The organism is Pseudomonas guariconensis (genome assembly GCF_040822035.1).
GTDB lineage: Bacteria > Pseudomonadota > Gammaproteobacteria > Pseudomonadales > Pseudomonadaceae > Aquipseudomonas > Aquipseudomonas guariconensis.
The window spans coordinates 1,028,105-1,046,889 of record NZ_CP162012.1; the positions used below are offsets into that span (position 1 = coordinate 1,028,105).

20 protein-coding genes are annotated in these 18,785 nt (G+C 62.1%); 9 read left to right on the top strand and 11 right to left on the bottom strand.

Features of this window, described 5'->3' with window-relative positions; all coding sequences use genetic code 11:
• Positions 1 to 82: 82 nt before the first annotated feature.
• Genes AB1N67_RS04650 through tldD form a run of 3 tightly spaced genes read left to right on the top strand, consistent with a single transcriptional unit; the run spans position 83 to position 6,194 of the window.
• On the top strand, positions 83 to 3,901 hold the full coding sequence (locus tag AB1N67_RS04650) for a YhdP family protein (protein WP_324723262.1): 3,819 nt from the start codon (positions 83 to 85) through the stop codon (positions 3,899 to 3,901).
• Positions 3,901 to 4,752, top strand: a complete 852-nt coding sequence (locus AB1N67_RS04655; RefSeq protein WP_090346610.1) for a carbon-nitrogen hydrolase family protein — start codon at positions 3,901 to 3,903, stop codon at positions 4,750 to 4,752. Before AB1N67_RS04650 ends, AB1N67_RS04655 begins: the two co-directional genes overlap by 1 nt.
• Positions 4,753 to 4,754: 2 nt before the next feature.
• Positions 4,755 to 6,194 (top strand): metalloprotease TldD, encoded by a 1,440-nt coding sequence (gene tldD, locus AB1N67_RS04660; RefSeq protein WP_043213252.1) that lies wholly within the window; start codon positions 4,755 to 4,757, stop codon positions 6,192 to 6,194.
• Positions 6,195 to 6,266: 72 nt separating this feature from the next.
• Here tldD and yjgA read toward each other — a convergent pair whose 3' ends face one another.
• Positions 6,267 to 6,788, bottom strand: coding sequence for a ribosome biogenesis factor YjgA (gene yjgA, locus AB1N67_RS04665; RefSeq protein WP_043213253.1), 522 nt, complete (start codon positions 6,786 to 6,788; stop codon positions 6,267 to 6,269).
• A 109-nt stretch (positions 6,789 to 6,897) separates the two neighbouring features.
• Between yjgA and pmbA the strand changes: the two genes are divergently transcribed.
• Positions 6,898 to 8,244: a metalloprotease PmbA gene (gene pmbA / locus AB1N67_RS04670; RefSeq protein ID WP_367863565.1), complete on the top strand. Its 1,347-nt coding sequence runs from the start codon at positions 6,898 to 6,900 to the stop codon at positions 8,242 to 8,244.
• Between the two features lie 160 nt (positions 8,245 to 8,404).
• On the opposite strand, the gene AB1N67_RS04675 is transcribed toward pmbA, so the two are convergent.
• The 10 genes from AB1N67_RS04675 to AB1N67_RS04720 all read right to left on the bottom strand — a co-directional run bounded on the left by AB1N67_RS04675 (position 8,405) and on the right by AB1N67_RS04720 (position 15,404).
• Entirely contained in the window at positions 8,405 to 8,677 is a 273-nt protein-coding gene (locus AB1N67_RS04675) for an HPr family phosphocarrier protein (RefSeq protein WP_043213258.1), read from the bottom strand.
• Between the two features lie 20 nt (positions 8,678 to 8,697).
• Positions 8,698 to 9,552 carry an RNase adapter RapZ gene (gene rapZ, locus AB1N67_RS04680; RefSeq protein WP_070577108.1) on the bottom strand — a complete coding sequence of 285 codons (855 nt, stop codon included), beginning with the start codon at positions 9,550 to 9,552 and terminating at the stop codon, positions 8,698 to 8,700.
• 2 nt (positions 9,553 to 9,554) lie between these two features.
• Entirely contained in the window at positions 9,555 to 10,019 is a 465-nt protein-coding gene (gene ptsN / locus AB1N67_RS04685; RefSeq protein ID WP_043213263.1) for a PTS IIA-like nitrogen regulatory protein PtsN, read from the bottom strand.
• A 12-nt stretch (positions 10,020 to 10,031) separates the two neighbouring features.
• On the bottom strand, positions 10,032 to 10,340 hold the full coding sequence (raiA, locus tag AB1N67_RS04690; RefSeq protein ID WP_043213265.1) for a ribosome hibernation-promoting factor, HPF/YfiA family: 309 nt from the start codon (positions 10,338 to 10,340) through the stop codon (positions 10,032 to 10,034).
• Between the two features lie 77 nt (positions 10,341 to 10,417).
• Entirely contained in the window at positions 10,418 to 11,911 is a 1,494-nt protein-coding gene (locus AB1N67_RS04695; protein ID WP_090346613.1) for an RNA polymerase factor sigma-54, read from the bottom strand.
• 158 nt (positions 11,912 to 12,069) lie between these two features.
• A complete protein-coding gene (gene lptB / locus AB1N67_RS04700) occupies positions 12,070 to 12,795 on the bottom strand; it encodes an LPS export ABC transporter ATP-binding protein (protein ID WP_043213270.1) in 726 nt (241 codons plus the stop codon).
• Positions 12,796 to 13,320, bottom strand: coding sequence for a lipopolysaccharide transport periplasmic protein LptA (gene lptA / locus AB1N67_RS04705; RefSeq protein WP_043213272.1), 525 nt, complete (start codon positions 13,318 to 13,320; stop codon positions 12,796 to 12,798).
• Positions 13,307 to 13,879, bottom strand: a complete 573-nt coding sequence (gene lptC, locus AB1N67_RS04710; RefSeq protein WP_043213277.1) for an LPS export ABC transporter periplasmic protein LptC — start codon at positions 13,877 to 13,879, stop codon at positions 13,307 to 13,309. Before lptC ends, lptA begins: the two co-directional genes overlap by 14 nt.
• 8 nt (positions 13,880 to 13,887) lie before the next feature.
• On the bottom strand, positions 13,888 to 14,412 hold the full coding sequence (locus AB1N67_RS04715; protein ID WP_043213281.1) for an HAD family hydrolase: 525 nt from the start codon (positions 14,410 to 14,412) through the stop codon (positions 13,888 to 13,890).
• A gap of 14 nt (positions 14,413 to 14,426) precedes the next feature.
• Entirely contained in the window at positions 14,427 to 15,404 is a 978-nt protein-coding gene (locus AB1N67_RS04720) for an SIS domain-containing protein (protein ID WP_043213283.1), read from the bottom strand.
• Between the two features lie 234 nt (positions 15,405 to 15,638).
• On the opposite strand from AB1N67_RS04720, the gene AB1N67_RS04725 reads away from it, so the two are divergent.
• The 5 genes from AB1N67_RS04725 to AB1N67_RS04745 are packed head-to-tail and all read left to right on the top strand — an operon-like array spanning position 15,639 to position 18,692.
• A complete protein-coding gene (locus AB1N67_RS04725; RefSeq protein ID WP_043213285.1) occupies positions 15,639 to 16,448 on the top strand; it encodes an ATP-binding cassette domain-containing protein in 810 nt (269 codons plus the stop codon).
• Entirely contained in the window at positions 16,448 to 17,245 is a 798-nt protein-coding gene (mlaE, locus tag AB1N67_RS04730; protein WP_043213287.1) for a lipid asymmetry maintenance ABC transporter permease subunit MlaE, read from the top strand. The genes AB1N67_RS04725 and mlaE overlap by 1 nt, the downstream gene beginning before the upstream one ends.
• The gene (gene mlaD, locus AB1N67_RS04735) at positions 17,245 to 17,730 is read left to right on the top strand and encodes an outer membrane lipid asymmetry maintenance protein MlaD (protein ID WP_009683030.1); all 486 of its coding nucleotides are present in this window, start codon (positions 17,245 to 17,247) and stop codon (positions 17,728 to 17,730) included. Before mlaE ends, mlaD begins: the two co-directional genes overlap by 1 nt.
• A 9-nt stretch (positions 17,731 to 17,739) precedes the next feature.
• Positions 17,740 to 18,393, top strand: coding sequence for a phospholipid-binding protein MlaC (locus AB1N67_RS04740; RefSeq protein WP_043213291.1), 654 nt, complete (start codon positions 17,740 to 17,742; stop codon positions 18,391 to 18,393).
• Complete coding sequence (locus tag AB1N67_RS04745) at positions 18,390 to 18,692, top strand: lipid asymmetry maintenance protein MlaB (RefSeq protein WP_043213294.1); 303 nt, start codon at positions 18,390 to 18,392, stop codon at positions 18,690 to 18,692. The genes AB1N67_RS04740 and AB1N67_RS04745 overlap by 4 nt, the downstream gene beginning before the upstream one ends.
• Positions 18,693 to 18,785: the final 93 nt, after the last annotated feature.

The following is an 18,785-nucleotide window of genomic DNA, read 5'->3' on the forward strand; positions in this document are numbered from 1 at the left end:
CTCGTTCTGAAACCTTTATGCGGTCGGGCGTGCTGGCAAAGCCACGGTACCGAGCCATAGTTAAGGCACGACTTGGAGGGCCATGGCCATGGGACGTCTGACCCACGTTCTAGGCGCCTTGACCCGCTGGGGGCTGGGATTCTGCGCCCTGCTGGCGGTGCTGGTGGCGCTGTACGTCAGCCTCGGTCGGGAACTGGTCCCCTTGGTGGCCGAATACCGTGCCGAAGTAGAAAGCAAGGCCGAGCAAGCCTTGGGGCTGCCGGTGCATGTCGGTGCCCTCGAGGGACGCTGGAGTGGCCTGGCACCGGTGCTGCGGGTGCGCGACCTGCAAGTGGGCGAGGGCGCCTCGGCATTGCGCCTGGATGAAGTCAAGGCCGTTCCTGACCTGTGGGCCAGCCTCAAAGCGCGCGAACTGCGTCTGGCGCGTATCCAGCTGGGCGGTCTGCAACTGATCCTGCGTGAGGACGAACAGGGCGCATGGGCGCTCGAAGGGTTGCCCCGCAAGGACGATACGCCTTTGGACCCCGCCCAGGTCCTGCAACGCTTGCGACAACTGGGCAGGGTCGATGTCTTCGACAGTCAGGTGACCCTCCATCCCTGGCAACGCGATCCTCTGACCCTCACCTATGTGAGCCTGGGTTTGCAGGCCGGTGCGTCCCGCCAGGCTCTGGATCTTCGCGCGACATTGCCGGATGGTCAGCCCATGGCCATCAATGTGCATAGCCGCGCCAATGCCCAGGCCTGGCGCGACGGTGAATTCGAAGCCTACCTGAGCCTGCCGCAAAGCGATTGGGCCCGCTGGCTGCCGCCACGTCTGTTGGGGCAGTGGAAGGCTCGTACCTTGCGGGCGGGGGGAGAATTCTGGGTCGATTGGGGGCGGGGCCAGTTGCAACGGGCGGTAGTGCGGCTCAATGCGCCGCAGCTGCGCGGTGCCTACAGCGAGCGCAAAGCGGTGACCCTCGATAACCTGGCTTTGACCGCCTGGCTCCAGCGCGGCAAGGACGGTTTCGAAGGTGTGGTCGATTCGTTGGCCGTCAGCATCGGCAAGCAGCGTTGGGAAACCCATGTACAGCTCAAGCAGCAGGTCGGCGAGGAGGCGAACCAGGAAAGCTGGCAGATCCAGGCCGACCGGCTTGACCTGACGCCGCTGACGCCGCTGGTCCAAGGGCTGGCGCCGTTGCCGGAAAAACTCATGGCCGTGGTAGACGCCCTAAAGGTCACCGGAGCGCTGCGCAATGTGCGCCTGGACGTGCGCCCCAAGGCTGAGGGAGACCAGCGCCTGCAGTTCGCCGCCAACCTCGAGAAGGTCGGCTTCGATGCCTATCACGGCGCCCCGGCAGCCGGTAACGTGAGCGGTAGCATCAGCGGCGACCTGGGCAAAGGCGAACTGCGCCTGGATACCGACGCCTTCATGTTGCATCTGTATCCCATCTTCGCCAAACCCTGGCACTACCAGAAGGCCAACGCACGGCTCACCTGGCGCCTGGACCAGGAAGGCTTCACCCTGATCGCCCCTTACATCAAGGTGCTGGGTGAAGAAGGCAAGATTGCCGCTGACTTCCTCATCCGCTTGTTGTTCGAGGAAGGCCGCGAGGATTACATGGATTTGCGCGTCGGCCTGACCGAAGGTGACGGGCGCTACACTGCCAAGTACCTGCCCGAGGTGCTCAGTCCTGCCCTGGACGAGTGGCTGCGCAGCGCTATCGTCAAAGGCAACGTCGATGAAGGCTATTTCCAGTATCAAGGCTCGCTGAACCATGGCGCATCGCCCGAAGCGCGGAGCATCAGCCTGTTCTTCAAGGTGCACGATGCGGCGCTGGACTTCCAGCCCGGCTGGCCGCAGGTGCAGCAGGTCGATGGCGATGTGCTGATCGAGGACAGCGGCGTGCGCATCAAGGCCCGGCATGGACAACTGCTCGACACCCAGGTCAGTGATGTCAGCGTCGATATCCCTCATGTGGCGGCTGGCGAGCACAGCCATCTGTACCTTGATGGGGATTTCGATGGTCGTCTGAGCGATGGCTTGAAGATTCTCCAAGAGGCTCCGATCGGCACTGGCGAGATGTTTGCCGGTTGGGAGGGCGAAGGGCCGCTCAAGGGTAAGGTCAAGCTCGATATTCCCCTGGCCCATGGCGAGCACCCCAAGGTGCAGGTCGATTTCGCCACCGCCGATGCGCGCCTGAAGGTCGCCCCGCCGAGCCTGGAGTTGAACCGTTTGAAAGGCGACTTCAGCTTTGATCTGGACAAAGGCCTAAGTGGCAAGAGCATCACCTTGCAGGCTTTCGGCAAACCGGTCACCGCGCAGATTTTCGCTGAGGGCAAGCCCGGTCAGATCCAGACCCGCATCGATGCCAGTGGCCAGATGCCCCTCAAGGCACTGACCGACTGGCTGAAATTCACCCAGCCGCTGCCCGCATCAGGCGATCTCCCCTTCCAGTTACAAATCAACCTGGGCAGTCGCGATAACCGGCTGAGCGTCAACTCCTCGCTCAAAGGCCTGGCAATCGATCTGCCTGCCCCATTCGGCAAGGCCACTCAGGACACCCGCGACAGCCGTTTCAGCATGACGCTCAAAGGGCCTGAACGGCGTATCGATGCCAGCTACGGTGAGCTTGCCCGCTTCGCCTATGCTGCACCAGCCGCCACGCTGGCCCAGGGGCGCGGGGAGCTGCTGCTGGGCGGTGGCACCGCACAGCTGCCGTCTGGCCAGGGCCTGCGGGTGCGGGGGCGGATCGAATCGCTGGATATTGCACCCTGGCAAGCGCAAATGGAGCGCTTCGCAGGTCAAGATCCAGGCGGCAATGCCCGGCAGAACCTGCAGGGCGTGGACTTGAGCATTGGCCAGCTCAAGGCGTTTGGCCTCGATCTGAACCAGGCGGTCGTGCGTCTGGCCCGTGGCAGTGGTGCCTGGGACGCGCGTCTGGACAGCCGGGAGGTCATTGGCAACGCGCGCCTTCCCGATGCCAAGTCGGCGCCGATTGTCGTCAGATTGCAAACCTTGCGCCTGCCGCCTGGGGATCCTGCGGGCAAGCAGCCTGAGGATGCGCCGGACCCGCTCGCCGATTTCGACCCGCGCAAGGTGCCGGCCCTGGATGTGACGATCGACAAGCTGTACCGCGGAGATGACCTGTTCGGTAGCCTGGCGGTCAAACTGCGCCCTACACCGCGCGGCATGATTTTCGATGACGTCGACCTGGACCTTAAAGGCCTGCGTATCGATGGAAGCGGTGGCTGGGAAGGCGAGCCAGGGAGTACCGGCAGCTGGTACAAAGGCCGCCTGGAGGGCAAGAACCTGGCCGACGTACTCAAGGCGTGGGGCTTCGCGCCCACCGCCACCAGCCGTGATTTCCGCCTCGACGTGGATGGTCGCTGGCCTGGCTCGCCGGCGTGGGTGGCGCTCAAGCGTTTCTCCGGAAGCCTGGATGCCGCCTTGCGCTCCGGTCAGTTCGTCGAAGTCGAAGGCAGTGCCCAGGCACTGCGGGTATTCGGCCTGCTCAACTTCAACTCCATTGGTCGGCGTCTACGCCTGGACTTCTCCGATCTGTTCGACAAAGGCCTGGCCTACGACCGGGTCAAGGGCTTGCTGGTAGCAAGCCAGGGGGTCTATGTGACCCGCGAGCCGATCACTATCAAAGGCCCCTCGAGCAACTTCGAACTCGATGGCACGTTGGACCTGGTGAGCGATCGCGTCGATGCAAACCTGCAGGTGACCTTGCCGGTCACCAACAACCTGCCGCTAGCCGCCTTGATCGTCGGCGCACCGGCTGTCGGTGGCGCCCTGTTCCTGGTGGACCGGCTGATCGGTGATCGTGTGTCGCGCTTTGCCAGCGTGAACTACCGCATCGAGGGGCCCTGGAAAGAGCCTAGAATGACCTTTGTGAAACCTTTCGAGAAACGCTAATGAAGTCAGCGGTCATCCAGATGGTCAGCCAGGACGATGTGCTGGCCAACCTGCAGCGCGCCAGGGCTCTGTTGGAGCAGGCTGCCGACGGCGGCGCCCGGCTGGCGGTGCTGCCGGAGAACTTCGCCGCCATGGGGCGGCGCGATGCGGCGGCGATCGGCCACGCCGAAGCCCTTGGTCAGGGCCCGATCCTGCCCTGGTTGAAACGCACGGCCCGCGACCTCAGGTTATGGATTGTGGCCGGCACCCTGCCATTGCCGCCTGCCGACCAGCCAGATGCAAAGGCCCATGCCTGCTCTTTGCTGATCGACGAGGACGGTGAGGTCGCGGCGCGTTACGACAAGCTGCACTTGTTCGATGTGGATGTGGCTGACAGCCGCGGGCGCTATCGTGAGTCCGATGACTATGCCCACGGCAGCCAGGTGGTGGTCGCCGATACGCCGGTCGGTCGTCTGGGTCTCACGGTGTGCTACGACTTGCGCTTTCCCGAGCTGTACAGCGCCTTGCGCGAGGCCGGTGCGGAACTGATCAGCGCTCCGGCGGCCTTCACCGCTGTGACCGGCGCGGCCCATTGGGAAGTGCTGATTCGTGCGAGGGCGATCGAAACCCAGTGCTACCTATTGGCGGCAGCCCAGGGCGGCACTCATCCGGGACCACGGGAAACCCATGGTCATGCGGCGATCATCGACCCTTGGGGACGGATCATCGCCGAACAGGCGCGCGGCGAAGGCGTATTGCTGGCCGAGCGCGACAGCGCAGAACAGGCGTCCATCCGGACGCGAATGCCGGTTGCCTTGCACCGGCGCTTTTTCTCGCAGGACGCCTTGCGGCCTGCGCACACCTCGGAGTGACTATGAGCCAGATGTTATCCACCGTCAGCGAACAGCTGCTGGCCCCGGGCGGACTGACCCTGGACAGCCTGCAGGCTGTGCTTGGCGAGTTGGCGGGGCCCGGTATCGATGCAGCCGACCTGTACTTCCAGGGGCAGATTTCAGAGACCTGGGCGCTGGAGGACGGCATCGTCAAGGAAGGCAGTTTCAACCTTGACCAAGGCGTGGGCGTGCGTGCTCAGTCCGGTGAGAAGACCGGCTTCGCCTACAGTAATGCCATTAACCTCGAGGCCCTTACCTCGGCGGCCCGTGCCGCGAGATCGATTTCACGCGCTGGGCAGGAAGGCCGCGTACAGGCCTTCCGCAGCCAGGATGTGGTGGCCCTGTACGCTCCAGACAATCCGCTGGACGTGCTCAGTCGCGCCGAAAAAGTCGAGCTGCTCAAGCGCGTGGATGCGGCCACTCGCGCTCTGGATCCACGTATCCAGCAGGTCACCGTGAGCATGGCCGGGGTCTGGGAACGGATCCTGGTGGCCGCGGTCGATGGCAGCCTGGCAGCTGATGTTCGCCCGCTGGTGCGCTTCAACGTCAGTGTGATCGTCGAGCAGAACGGTCGCCGCGAGCGCGGTGGCCAAGGCGGAGGCGGGCGTACCGACTACCGCTATTTCACCGAGGAGCGGGTCATGGGGTATGCCCGGGAGGCGCTTCGCCAGGCGCTGGTCAACCTCGAAGCCAAGCCGGCCCCGGCAGGTACCTTGCCGGTGGTCCTCGGCCCGGGCTGGTCCGGCGTACTGCTGCATGAAGCGGTGGGCCATGGCCTGGAAGGGGACTTCAACCGCAAGGGCAGTTCGGCCTACAGCGGGCGCATTGGCGAGCAGGTGGCCTCGACGCTGTGCACCATCGTCGACGACGGCACGCTCGAGGGGCGCCGTGGTTCGCTGAGCGTGGACGACGAGGGGACCCCGACCGAGTGCACCACGTTGATCGAGAACGGCATTCTCAAGGGCTACATGCAAGACAAGCTCAATGCACGCCTGATGGGCATGGCGGTCACCGGCAACGGACGGCGCGAATCCTATGCCCACCTGCCGATGCCGCGCATGACCAACACCTACATGCGCGCCGGTGACAGCGACCCACAGGAAATCATCGCCTCGGTGAAAAAGGGTATCTACTGCGCCAACCTCGGTGGTGGCCAGGTTGATATCACCAGCGGCAAGTTCGTGTTCTCGACCAGCGAGGCCTACCTCATCGAGGATGGCAAGATCACAGCGCCGGTCAAGGGTGCGACCCTGATCGGCAATGGTCCGGAGGCGATGAGCCGGGTTTCGATGGTCGGCAACGACCTGGCTTTGGACAGCGGCGTCGGGACGTGCGGCAAGGATGGGCAATCGGTGCCGGTAGGCGTTGGCCAACCGACCCTGAAACTGGACGCGATCACCGTGGGTGGTACAGGCGCGTGACAAGGGTAAAGGACCGCATTGCGGTCCTTTGGGATTTCACCGGGGTTGCATGTCAGCCCCGGGACGAGGACCTCAGCGCAGGCCCCGTTGGGTCTCGTCGAGGTCGCGTATGTATTTGAAGACCTTGCGCGCGGCGGCCGGCGGTTTGTTCCGGGCCTTCTCGTGCTGGGCATGACGGATCAGCGAGCGCAGGTGCTGGCGGTCGGTGTCGGGATACTCGTTGACGAAGCGCTCGAGGTCTTCGTCATTGCCATCGACCAGGCGATCGCGCCAACGCTCCAGGTTATGGAAACGTTCGTTGTACTGGCGGCTCGAGCTGTCGATTTGTTCGAGCAGGGCATGGATGGCATCGATGTCCTGATCGCGCATCAGCTTGCCGACGAACGACATATGGCGTTTGCGAGCACCATGAGCAGTGTGCTTGTGGGCTTCGGCCAGTGCCCGGCGCAGCTCGTCGGTCAGGGGCAGGCGAGCCAGGGTATCGGCCTTGAGCGTGGTGAGGCGCTCTCCGAGCTCGACCAGCGCATGCAGCTCGCGCTTGATCTGGGTTTTGCTTTTTTCGCCGTCGAAGGCGTCGTCGTAAGAATCAACCATGGTGGCAGTCCGCTAGAAATCGCCGCCATGATAACCAGTCGGGGGCCGCTTGTCCGGCCCGGTCGTAGAATGACCCTAGCCGTACGCAGAATTTCGAGTGGAGAGAACCATGAGTGCAGTCCAGAGCGTAGGCCCCAAGGACCTGCCGGCGTTGCAGGAACAGGTCGAGGGGATCATCGCCGAAGCACGTCGCCAGGGCGCCAGCGCCTGCGAAGTTGCGGTGTCGCTGGAGCAGGGCTTGTCCACTACGGTGCGTCAACGTGAGGTCGAGACGGTCGAGTTCAACCGCGATCAAGGTTTTGGTATCACCCTTTATGTTGGCCAGCGCAAAGGCTCGGCCAGTACATCGGCCAGCGGCCCGGACGCGATTCGCGAGACTGTGGCGGCTGCGCTGGCCATTGCCCAGCACACCTCCGAGGATGAATGCGCAGGCCTGGCCGATGCGGCGCTGATGGCCCGCGAGATCCCTGATCTCGACCTTTACCATGATTGGGCCCTGGAGCCGGAAAAGGCCGTCGAGATGGCATTGGCCTGTGAGGCCGCAGCCTTCGATGCCGACCCGCGCATCCTCAATGCCGATGGCACGACCCTGAACACCCACCAAGGCTGCCGAGTCTATGGCAACAGCCACGGTTTCATCGGCGGTTATGCCTCCACGCGCCATAGCCTGAGCTGCGTGATGATCGCCGAAGGCGAAGGACAGATGCAGCGTGACTACTGGTACGACGTCAATCGCCAGGGCCAATTGCTGGCCGACCCGCGTAGCATCGGGCAGCGCGCCGCACAGCGTGCCGCCAGCCGCCTGGGTGCTCGTCCGGTGCCGACCTGCGAGGTGCCCGTGCTGTTTTCCGCGGAACTGGCCGGCGGGTTGTTCGGCAGCTTCCTGTCGGCCATCTCCGGCGGCAATCTGTACCGTAAATCCTCCTTCCTTGATGGCGCTATCGGCCAGCGTCTGTTCCCTACCTGGCTGACGCTCGATGAACGTCCCCACTTGCCGCGAGCCCTGGGAAGCGCAGCTTTCGACGGCGATGGCCTGGCGACCTATGCAAAGCCATTCGTGGAAAAAGGCGAGCTGGTCTCCTACCTGCTGGGCACCTATTCCGGACGCAAGCTGGGACTGCCAAGTACTGCCAACGCTGGTGGTGTGCATAACCTGTTCGTCACCCATGGGGTGGAGGACCAGGCCGCACTGATCCGCCGCATGGGGCGTGGCTTGCTGGTGACCGAACTGATGGGGCACGGCCTCAACATGGTGACGGGGGATTACTCCCGCGGCGCGGCGGGCTTCTGGGTAGAGAATGGCGAGATCCAGTTCCCCGTCCAGGAGGTGACGATCGCCGGCAACATGAAGGACATGTTCCAGCAGATCGTAGCGATCGGCAGTGATATCGAAACCCGGAGCAATATTCATAGCGGCTCGGTGCTGATCGAGCGGATGACGGTGGCGGGGAGCTGATACCTGCCAGCAGGCGGGACGATTGAAACTCAGGGCCGCATAGCGGCCCTTTGCTTTTGTTCTGTGTGGGGGATGTTGCCATCCCAGAATTGGATCTGAGCCGGTACGGCTACGCGGCAAGGTCAGCCAGGTCGGCTCGATTCGAGCCCTTCGCGGCGGATTACTCGCCTTCGTCGAAATAGTTGTTGATCAACTCGACCAAGGCGTCCATGGCCTCATTGTCCTGTTCTCCCTCGGTCATCAGGTGCACCTGGGTGCCCTTGCCCGCGGCGAGCATCATCACTGCCATGATGCTCTTGCCATCCACCATTTTGTCCGGCGCACGCCCCACCCTGACCTGGCAGGGGAAGCGCCCGGCTACGCCAACGAACTTGGCTGCCGCCCGGGCGTGGAGCCCCAGCTTGTTGATGATGGTGATTTCGCGGGCGGGCATTGGGGTGCGGATCCTGTGGGCTAGAGGTCGCGATGGCGGACCTGGACGTTTTTCAGGGTGGGTTGCAAAAGTTGGCCCAGGCGCTCGGTCAGGTAGACAGAACGGTGGTGACCGCCTGTGCAGCCAATCGCGATGGTGACATAGGCGCGATTGCTGGCGGCGAATCGAGGCAGCCATTTGAGCAGATAACTGGAGATGTCCTGGAACATCTCTTCGACATCCGGTTGGGCGGCCAGGTAGTCGATTACCGGCTGGTCCAGCCCGGAGTGTTCGCGTAGCTCGGGCTTCCAATACGGATTAGGCAGGCAACGGACATCGAACACCAGATCGGCATCCACGGGCATGCCGCGCTTGAAGCCAAAGGACTCCACCAGAAACGCTGTGCCTGGCTCGGGCTGATTGAGCAGACGCAGCTTGATCGAGTCGCGCAACTGGTAAAGGTTGAGGTTGGTGGTGTCGATCTTGAGATCGGCCAGATCGGCGATCGGGCCCAGCAGTTCGCTTTCGACACGGATCGCTTCGGCGAGGGAGCGATTGGCGTTGGTCAGCGGGTGTCGACGACGCGTTTCGGAGAAGCGCTTGAGCAGGGTCTCCTCGTCGGCATCCAGATACAGCACGTCGCACTGGATATGCTGGGCTCGCGCGCCCTCAAGCAGTTCGGGGAAGCGCGTCAGGTGACTGGGCAGGTTGCGCGCGTCGATGGAGACAGCCACCTTGGGTTGCAGCAGTTCGGTATTGATCAACGCGTTTTCTGCCAACTGCGGCAATAGCCCGGCGGGTAGGTTGTCGATGCAGTAATAACCGTTGTCTTCCAGCACGTCGAGGGCGGTGCTTTTGCCGGAGCCAGACCGGCCGCTGACGATGATCAGGCGCATGTTCAGTGCTCGTTCTGTGCGTCCAGGACTACCTGGTACAGGGCCTCGCTGCTGTTGGCGGCACGCAGGCGATCGCGGACCTCCTTGCGATCGAGCATGCTGGCAATCTGGCGCAGCAGTTCAAGGTGGGCGTCGGTGGCGGCTTCTGGCACAAGCAGGACGAACAGCAGATCCACCGGCGCGCCATCGATGGCGTCATAGTCGATGGGGGCATCCAGGTGCAGCAGGGCGCTGACCGGAGCGGTGCAGCCTTCGAGGCGACAATGGGGGATGGCGATGCCGTTGCCGAAACCGGTGGATCCGAGCTTTTCACGGCCAACCAGTTTTTCGAATACGTCTTCCATCTCCAGTTCGGGCACTTCCCTGGCGATCAGGGTGGCGATTTCCTGGAGCACGCGCTTTTTACTGCCGCCCGGCACGTTCACGAGGGAACGGCCGGGGGTCAGGATGGTTTCAAGTCGGATCATGGATGAGAGGGATCAGCGGGCGGCTGCACCTTGCAGCAGGCTTTGCTGTTTTTCCTTATGTTTTTTCAGTTGGCGGTCGAGCTTGTCAGCCAGGGCGTCGATCGCTGCATACATGTCTTGGTGTTCGGCATTGGCGACCACTTCACCGCCGGGAATCTGGAGTGTGGCCTCCACCTTCTGCTGCAGTTTTTCGACCTTCATGATCACCGTCACGTTGGTGATCTTGTCGAAATGCCCCTCCACGCGGGCGAGCTTTTCAAGGACATACTCGCGCAGTGGTTGAGTGACTTCTACATGCTGTCCACTGATGTTGACTTGCATACAGCTTCTCCTTTGTTGCCCGTGCATAAAGGGCAGGTATTGCACCTGCCACTGAAACGCTATGGCTCTTCCAGGGGCTACATCAGTCGCTTGCGCTCACTCGACGGTGCGATGCCGAGGGACTCGCGGTACTTGGCGACGGTGCGACGGGCTACCTGGATGCCTTGTGCCTCCAGTAAACCAGCGATCTTGCTGTCACTCAATGGCTTTTTCTGATTTTCCGCCGCAACCAGTTTCTTGATGATCGCGCGGATCGCCGTAGACGAGCATTCACCGCCTTCGGAGGTGCTTACATGGCTCGAGAAAAAGTATTTCAGTTCGTAGATACCGCGCGGGGTATGCATGTATTTCTGCGTGGTGACCCGGGAAATGGTCGATTCGTGCATGCCTACCGCTTCGGCGATATCGTGCAGTACCAGCGGCTTCATCGCCTCGTCACCATGGTCCAGGAAGCCTCGCTGGTGCTCGACGATCTGGGTGGCGACCTTCATCAGCGTCTCGTTGCGACTTTGCAGGCTCTTGATGAACCAGCGCGCTTCTTGCAACTGGTTGCGCATGAAGGTGTTGTCGGCGCTGGTATCGGCGCGGCGGACGAAGCCGGCATACTGCGGGTTGACCCGCAGGCGTGGTATCGCTTCCTGGTTCAGTTCGACCAGCCAGCGGTCGCTGTCCTTGCGCACGATGACGTCGGGAACCACGTACTCGGGCTCGCTGGACTCGATCTGCGAACCAGGGCGCGGGTTCAGGCTCTGCACCAGTTCGATGACCTGGCGCAGCTCGTCCTCCTTGATCTTCATGCGACGCATCAGCTGGCTGTAGTCGCGGCTGCCGAGCAAGTCGATGAAATCAGTGACCAGGCGCTGCGCCTCAGCCATCCAGGGGGTGTTCGCCGGAAGCTGACGTAGCTGCAGCAGCAGGCACTCGCCAAGGCTGCGGGCGCCAATGCCTGCGGGTTCGAATTGCTGGATGCGGTGCAGTACCGCTTCGACTTCGTCGAGCTCGATATCCAGTTCGGGGTCGAAGCCTGCGCAGATTTCTTCGAGGCTGTCCTCCAGGTAACCCTGTTCGTTGATGCTGTCGATCAGGGTCACGGCGATCAGCCGGTCGGTGTCGGACATCGGCGCCAGGTTGAGTTGCCACAGAAGATGGCTCTGCAGGCTTTCGCCGACGGAAGTGCGGGTGGTGAAGTCCCACTCGTCGTCATCGCTGGCGGGCAGGTTGCTGGCACTGGTCTGGTAGATGTCTTCCCAGGCAGTGTCCACGGGTAATTCGTTGGGGATGCGCTCGTTCCATTCGCCTTCCTCCAGGTTCTCGGCACTGCTGGTGCTTTCCTGGAAGCTGCTCTCTTGGGCTTCGGCAGCCGGCTTGCTTTCGGCGTTGTCGGCCATCGGGTCGCTGTTGTCGAAGTCGTCGCCGTCTTCCTGACGTTCGAGCATCGGATTGGACTCCAGCGCTTCCTGGATTTCTTGTTGCAGGTCCAGGGTGGATAGCTGGAGCAGACGGATGGCCTGTTGCAACTGCGGGGTCATCGTCAGTTGCTGGCCCATTTTTAGGACGAGCGATGGTTTCATGGCTGGGGCTTAATACCTTGTTCGCCGGCGCGCATGCGCCATCCACTACACGTAGGGCGCCGAGGCGCCAATTTTAAGCAAGTTATATGCCTGAAATTGTAGCGTTTGCCTAGAGCACTGTGTCACTTCCTTCAGTGCTCCAAGCAGACTCCGGGCCTTTAAAGTCGGAACTCGTGGCCCAGGTAAACCTCCTTGACCAAATCGTTGGCCAGGATGGTCTCGGCGTCGCCCTCGGCGATCAGCTGACCATCATTGACGATGTAGGCGGTTTCACAGATATCAAGGGTTTCACGGACGTTGTGGTCGGTGATCAGCACCCCGATGCCCTTGGCCTTGAGGTGGTGGATGATCTGTTTGATATCGCCAACGGAGATCGGGTCTACACCCGCGAAAGGTTCGTCCAGCAGGATGAACTTCGGTGCGGTGGCCAGGGCGCGGGCGATCTCGACCCGGCGGCGTTCGCCACCGGAGAGGCTCATGCCAAGGTTGTCGCGGATGTGGCTGATGTGGAATTCCTGCAGAAGGCTTTCCAGCTCCTTTCTGCGGCCGTCACGGTCGAGCTCCTTGCGGGTCTCGAGGATGGCCATGATGTTGTCGGCCACCGACAGCTTGCGGAAGATCGAGGCTTCCTGGGGCAGATAGCCGATGCCGGCGCGGGCGCGACCGTGCATGGGCTGGTGGCTGACGTCCAGGTTGTCGATCAGTACGCGTCCCTGGTCGGCGCGGACCAGGCCAACGATCATGTAGAAGCAGGTGGTCTTGCCGGCGCCGTTGGGGCCGAGCAGGCCGACGATCTGACCGCTGTCGATCGACAGGCTGACGTCGCGGACAACCTGGCGGCTCTTGTAGCTCTTGGCCAAGTGCTGGGCTTTGAGGGTTGCCATTTACTCGGCCTTCTTCTTCGGCTGGATCACCATGTCGATACGCTGACGTGGTGAAGTCACATTGCCACCACGACCGGCGGTAGCCACCTGGGTCTTGGTGTTGTAGACGATCTTCTCGCCTTCAGTGGTGTTGCCTTCGTTCTCGACCTTGGCGCGGTCGGTGAGGATCACCATGTCCTTTTGCGCCTGGTACTGGATGGTCACGCCCCAGCCTTTCATCTTGTCGGGTTTGGCGGCGCTCTGCTGTTGCTCGAAGTAGGCTAGGTTGCCCACCGAGGTGACCACGTCGATATCGCCGGAGGCGGCACGGGTGATGGTCACGGTGTTGCCTTTGATCATCATCGAACCCTGGGTGATGATCACGTCGCCGGTGTAGGTGGCGACGCCTTGCTTGTCGTCCAGGTGAGCGTTGTCAGCCTGGATGCGGATAGGCTGGTCACGATCGTTCGGCAGGGCCAAGGCGCTCGCGCTTCCCAGTGCCGCGCTCAGGCTGAGCAAAAAGGGGAGGGTGTTAACGAGCCTCATACTGTCCTCTTACGTTGGACAGCAGGTCCATCCTGCCGTCTTTCAAATACGCTTTCATTCCTTTGCCCGTAGTCGTCCCACCGGCGCCGTCGATTCTAACGGCTTGCTCGGTCTGCGCATATTGCTTCTGCGGGAAGACGGTCATGCGGGTGGTGGTGATGATCGTTTCGCGCTGCTTTTCATCGGTGCGGGCAACCCGGACCTTGTCGATCAGCTCGACCTCGCTGCCATCCGGGTTGACCTCGGCGCGCACGCTCTGCACGTGCCAGGGATACTGGGTGCCCCGGTACATGTGCAGGTCCGGCGTGGTCACCAGGGTGATCTCGCTGGACTTGAGGTGCTCCACCTTGTCGGCGGTCATTTCGTATTGCACCTTGCCATCAGGCAGGTACTGCACGCTGTGGGCATTGATCGCATAGTAGTCGATGGCATTCTCATCGACCTGGGCCACCGGCTTTTCGAGGAAACTCTCGGGGCTGATGTTCCAGTAGCCGACGGCCACCAGCAGTGCGGCGATCGCACCGAGCAGCACGATATTCCTGGCTTTCTTGCTGAACATGTCTGGCCTTAGAGGTAGTTGGCGTTGGCAGCGTCCAGGGTGCCCTGGGCCTGCATGATCAGTTCACAGAACTCGCGTGCGGCACCTTCGCCGCCGCGGGCCTGGGTCACGCCATGGGCGTGCTGGCGAACGAACGGGGCGGCGCTTGCCACCGCCATGCCAAGGCCTACGCGGCGGATCACCGGCAGGTCTGGCAGGTCATCGCCCAAGTAGGCGACCTGTTCATAGCTTAGGCCCAGTTCGGCGAGCAGGCTGTCGAGCACTACCAGTTTGTCCTCGCGGCCCTGGAACAGGTGCGGGATGCCGAGGTTTTTTGCTCGGCGCTCGACCACCGGGGTCTTGCGCCCGCTGATGATCGCTGTGGTCACGCCCGAAGCCATGAGCATCTTGATGCCGTGGCCATCCAGGGTGTTGAAGGTCTTGAACTCGCTGCCGTCTTCAAGGAAATACAGACGTCCGTCGGTCAGCACGCCATCGACATCGAACACGGCCAGCTTGATGGCCTTGCCGCGTTGCAGAAGATCCGGGTTCATTGCATTGCACTCCATCACATCACGCCTGCGCGCAGCAGGTCATGCATGTTCAAGGCGCCGGTGGGGCGGTCGTTCTGGTCGACCACCACCAGCGCGTTGATCTTGTTGTCTTCCATGATGCGCAAGGCCTCGGCGGCGAGCATCTCGGCGCGTGCGGTTTTGCCGTGGACGGTCATCACCTGGTCGATGATGGTCTTGTGCACATCGATGTTGCGCTCCAGGGCGCGGCGCAGGTCGCCGTCGGTGAACACCCCGGCCAGACGGCCGTCGGCCTCCAGGACCACGGTCATGCCTACCAAACTCTTGCGCGACATCTCTACCAGGGCGTCCTTGAGCAGGGTGCCACGCGGCACGATCGGCAGTGCTTCGCCGGTGTGCATGACGTTTTCCACCTTCAGCAGCAGGCGGCGACCCAGCGCGCCTCCCGGATGGGAGAAAGCGAAGTCTTCGGCCGTGAACCCGCGTGCCTCGAGCAGGGCGATGGCCAGGGCGTCACCCAGCACCAGCGCGGCAGTGGTGGAGGAGGTGGGCGCAAGATTGAGCGGGCAGGCCTCCTGGGCGACGCTGGCATCAAGGTTGACCTCGGCGGCCTGGGCCAGGGGAGAGTCCGGGTTGCCAGTGAGGCTGATCATCTGGATGCCCAGGCGCTTGATCAATGGCAGCAGGGTAACGATCTCGGCGGTGCTGCCTGAGTTGGACAGTGCCAGGATGACATCGTCGCGGGTGATCATGCCCATGTCGCCGTGGCTGGCCTCGGCCGGGTGCACGAAAAACGCTGGGGTGCCGGTGCTGGCGAGGGTCGCGGCGATCTTGTTGCCGATATGGCCCGACTTGCCCATGCCGAGCACGACGACTCTGCCTTTGCTGTTCAGAATCAGCTCACAAGCTTTGACGAAATTGCCGTCGATGCGGGGCAGCAGGCCCTCTACGGCTTCGAGTTCCAGGCGCAGGGTGCGCTGGGCGGATTGGATCAGCTCGCTGGATTGGCTCATGTCGGAAAGCAATGTCTGGTAAAAAAGGTGCCGATTATAACGGCAATGTGCGAAACCCTCATCTTTCGTTTGCCTGGGTTGCTGTCGCGGGCCTGAACAGCCCCTGCAATGGCCTTGGGGGCGGCATTGCAGCGGTGCTATAGTTCGCCGCTATTGCGCCCGGCAGGGACGCGTGTGCCTTCATGAAGAGGGTAGGCGTCCATTGCAGACGAGGCTGCATCGCAAGGAGTCTAGATGAGTGTGGATAGCGCCTACGCGGTCGAGTTGAAGGGGGTTACCTTCAAGCGCGGTTCGCGCAGCATTTTCAGCAATGTCGACATACGCATCCCACGGGGTAAGGTCACCGGCATCATGGGGCCTTCCGGGTGCGGCAAGACAACCCTGTTGCGCCTGATGGGCGCGCAGTTGCGTCCCTCCAGCGGCGAGGTTTGGGTCGCCGGGCAGAACCTGCCGAGCCTGTCGCGCAGCGACCTGTTCGATGCGCGCAAGCAGATGGGCGTTCTGTTCCAGAGCGGTGCCTTGTTCACCGATCTCGACGTTTTCGAGAACGTTGCATTCCCGTTGCGGGTGCACACCCAATTGTCGGACGAGATGATCCGCGACATCGTTCTGATGAAGCTGCAGGCCGTGGGCCTGCGCGGGGCTATCGACCTGATGCCGGACGAGCTGTCCGGTGGCATGAAGCGCCGGGTGGCGCTGGCTCGGGCGATCGCGCTGGATCCACAGATCCTCATGTACGACGAACCTTTCGTCGGTCAGGATCCCATCGCCATGGGGGTGCTCGTGCGCCTGATCCGGCTGCTCAACGACGCCCTTGGGATCACCAGTATCGTGGTCTCCCATGACCTGGCCGAGACCGCGAGCATCGCTGACTACATCTATGTGGTCGGTGATGGCCAGGTGCTGGGGCAGGGCACGCCCGACGAGCTGATGGGGTCGGATAATCCGCGTATCCGCCAGTTCATGAAGGGCGATCCGGATGGCCCGGTGCCATTTCACTTTCCTGCGCCTGACTATCGCGCCGATCTGCTGGGGGCGCGGTGATGCGCAGAAAATCCATACTCGAACGCATTCGTTTGTTCGGCCGCTCGGCCATCGACGTCCTGGCTGTGCTCGGCCGCTCCTGCCTGTTCCTCGGGCACGCCATGGGTGGGCGCGGAGGCATCGGTGGCGGCTTCCAGTTGCTGGTCAAGCAGCTTTATTCGGTAGGTGTACTGTCGCTGGCGATCATCGTGGTTTCCGGCGTGTTCATCGGCATGGTGCTGTCGCTGCAGGGCTACAGCATTCTCACCAAGTACGGATCGGAGCAGGCCGTTGGCCAGATGATCGCCCTGACCTTGCTGCGTGAGCTCGGGCCGGTTGTGACTGCCTTGCTGTTCGCAGGGCGCGCGGGCTCGGCCCTGACCGCCGAAATCGGCAACATGAAGTCGACCGAACAACTGTCCAGTCTGGAGATGATCGGTGTCGACCCACTCAAGTACATCGTCGCCCCGCGTCTGTGGGCCGGTTTCATCTCGCTGCCGATGCTGGCGCTGATCTTCAGTGTGGTCGGTATCTGGGGCGGATCCTGGGTGGCCGTGGATTGGCTGGGCGTCTACGAGGGCTCGTTCTGGGCCAACATGCAAAACAGTGTTTCCTTCACCGACGACGTGCTCAACGGGTTGATCAAAAGCGTTGTGTTCGCCTTCGTCGTGACCTGGATCGCCGTGTTCCAGGGGTATGACTGCGAACCCACTTCGGAAGGGATCAGCCGTGCCACCACCAAGACCGTGGTCTATGCCTCGTTGGCAGTCCTGGGTCTGGACTTTATTCTGACCGCCTTGATGTTTGGAGATTTCTGATGCAAAACCGCACCCTGGAAATCGGTGTCGGCCTGTTCCTGCTGGCCGGGATCCTGGCGTTGCTGCTGCTGGCCTTGCGCGTCAGTGGTTTGTCCGCAAGCCCCAGCAGCGACACCTATAAAGTTTATGCGTACTTCGACAATATCGCTGGTTTGACGGTCAGAGCTAAAGTGACCATGGCCGGTGTGACCATCGGCAAGGTCACGGCCATCGATCTGGATCGCGACTCCTACACCGGTCGGGTGACCCTGCAGCTGGACAAAAGCGTCGACAATCTGCCGACCGACTCCACTGCTTCTATCCTGACCGCCGGATTGCTCGGCGAGAAGTACATCGGCATCAGCGTGGGTGGTGAAGAAGACGTGCTCAAGGATGGCTCTACCATCCATGACACCCAGTCGGCACTGGTGCTGGAAGATCTGATTGGCAAGTTCCTGCTCAATTCCGTTGGCAAGGAACCCAAAGAAGCCCAACCCGCTAATTAAGGAGTTTCCATGATCTCGATCCTGCGACGCGGCCTGCTGGTCCTATTGGCGGCCTTCCCTCTGCTGGCCCTGGCGGCACCTGGGCAAACCCCACGTGACGTGGTGCAAGGCACCACCGATGCCCTGTTGAGCGACCTCAAGGCCAATAAGGAACAGTACAAGACCAACCCTCAGGCCTTCTACGATGCGCTCAATCGTATTCTCGGCCCAGTGGTCGATGCCGATGGCATCTCCAAGAGCATCATGACCGTGAAGTATTCGCGCAAGGCCACGCCCGAGCAGATGCAGCGTTTCCAGGAAAACTTCAAGCGTAGCCTGATGCAGTTCTATGGCAACGCACTGCTGGAGTACAACAACCAAGGCATCACCGTCGATCCGGCCAAGACTGAAAATGGCGATCGCGCCAGCGTGGGCATGAAGGTCACCGGCAACAACGGTGCGGTTTATCCGGTCCAGTACACCCTGCAAAAGCTCGGTGACGAGTGGAAGGTACGTAACGTGATCGTCAATGGCATCAACATCGGCAAGCTGTTCCGCGATCAGTTCGCAGATGCCATGCAGCGCAATGGCAACAATCTGGACAAGACCATCGACGGCTGGGCCGGCGAGGTGGCCAAGGCCAAGGAAGCGGCCGACAATTCGCCAGACAAGGAAGTGAAATGAGCGAAGCTGGCGTGAGCATGACCGAGCCGGGCGTCCTGCGCCTGGCCGGGGTTCTGGACTACCGCAGCGGTCCGGCCCTGCGCAAGGAGGGCAAGGCGCTGATCGCGGCTTGTCGTGAGTCTAGGCTGGTGTTCGATTGCTCGTCGGTGGCCAAGTCCAGCAGTGTCGGCCTCTCCCTGCTGCTGGGCTTCATCCGTGATGCCCAGGCCGCAGGCAAGGGCTGGGAACTGCGTGGCATGCCTGATGACATGCGGGAAATCGCCGGGGTTTATGACCTCGATGAAGTGTTGGCGGGCTGATGGTTCGCCCCTAAGGGATAGCCCCTCGGTCAGCGCACCCCACCATGGGCTTCGCAGGCGAGGGGCTTTTTTGTATGATGGCCGACCCGCGCG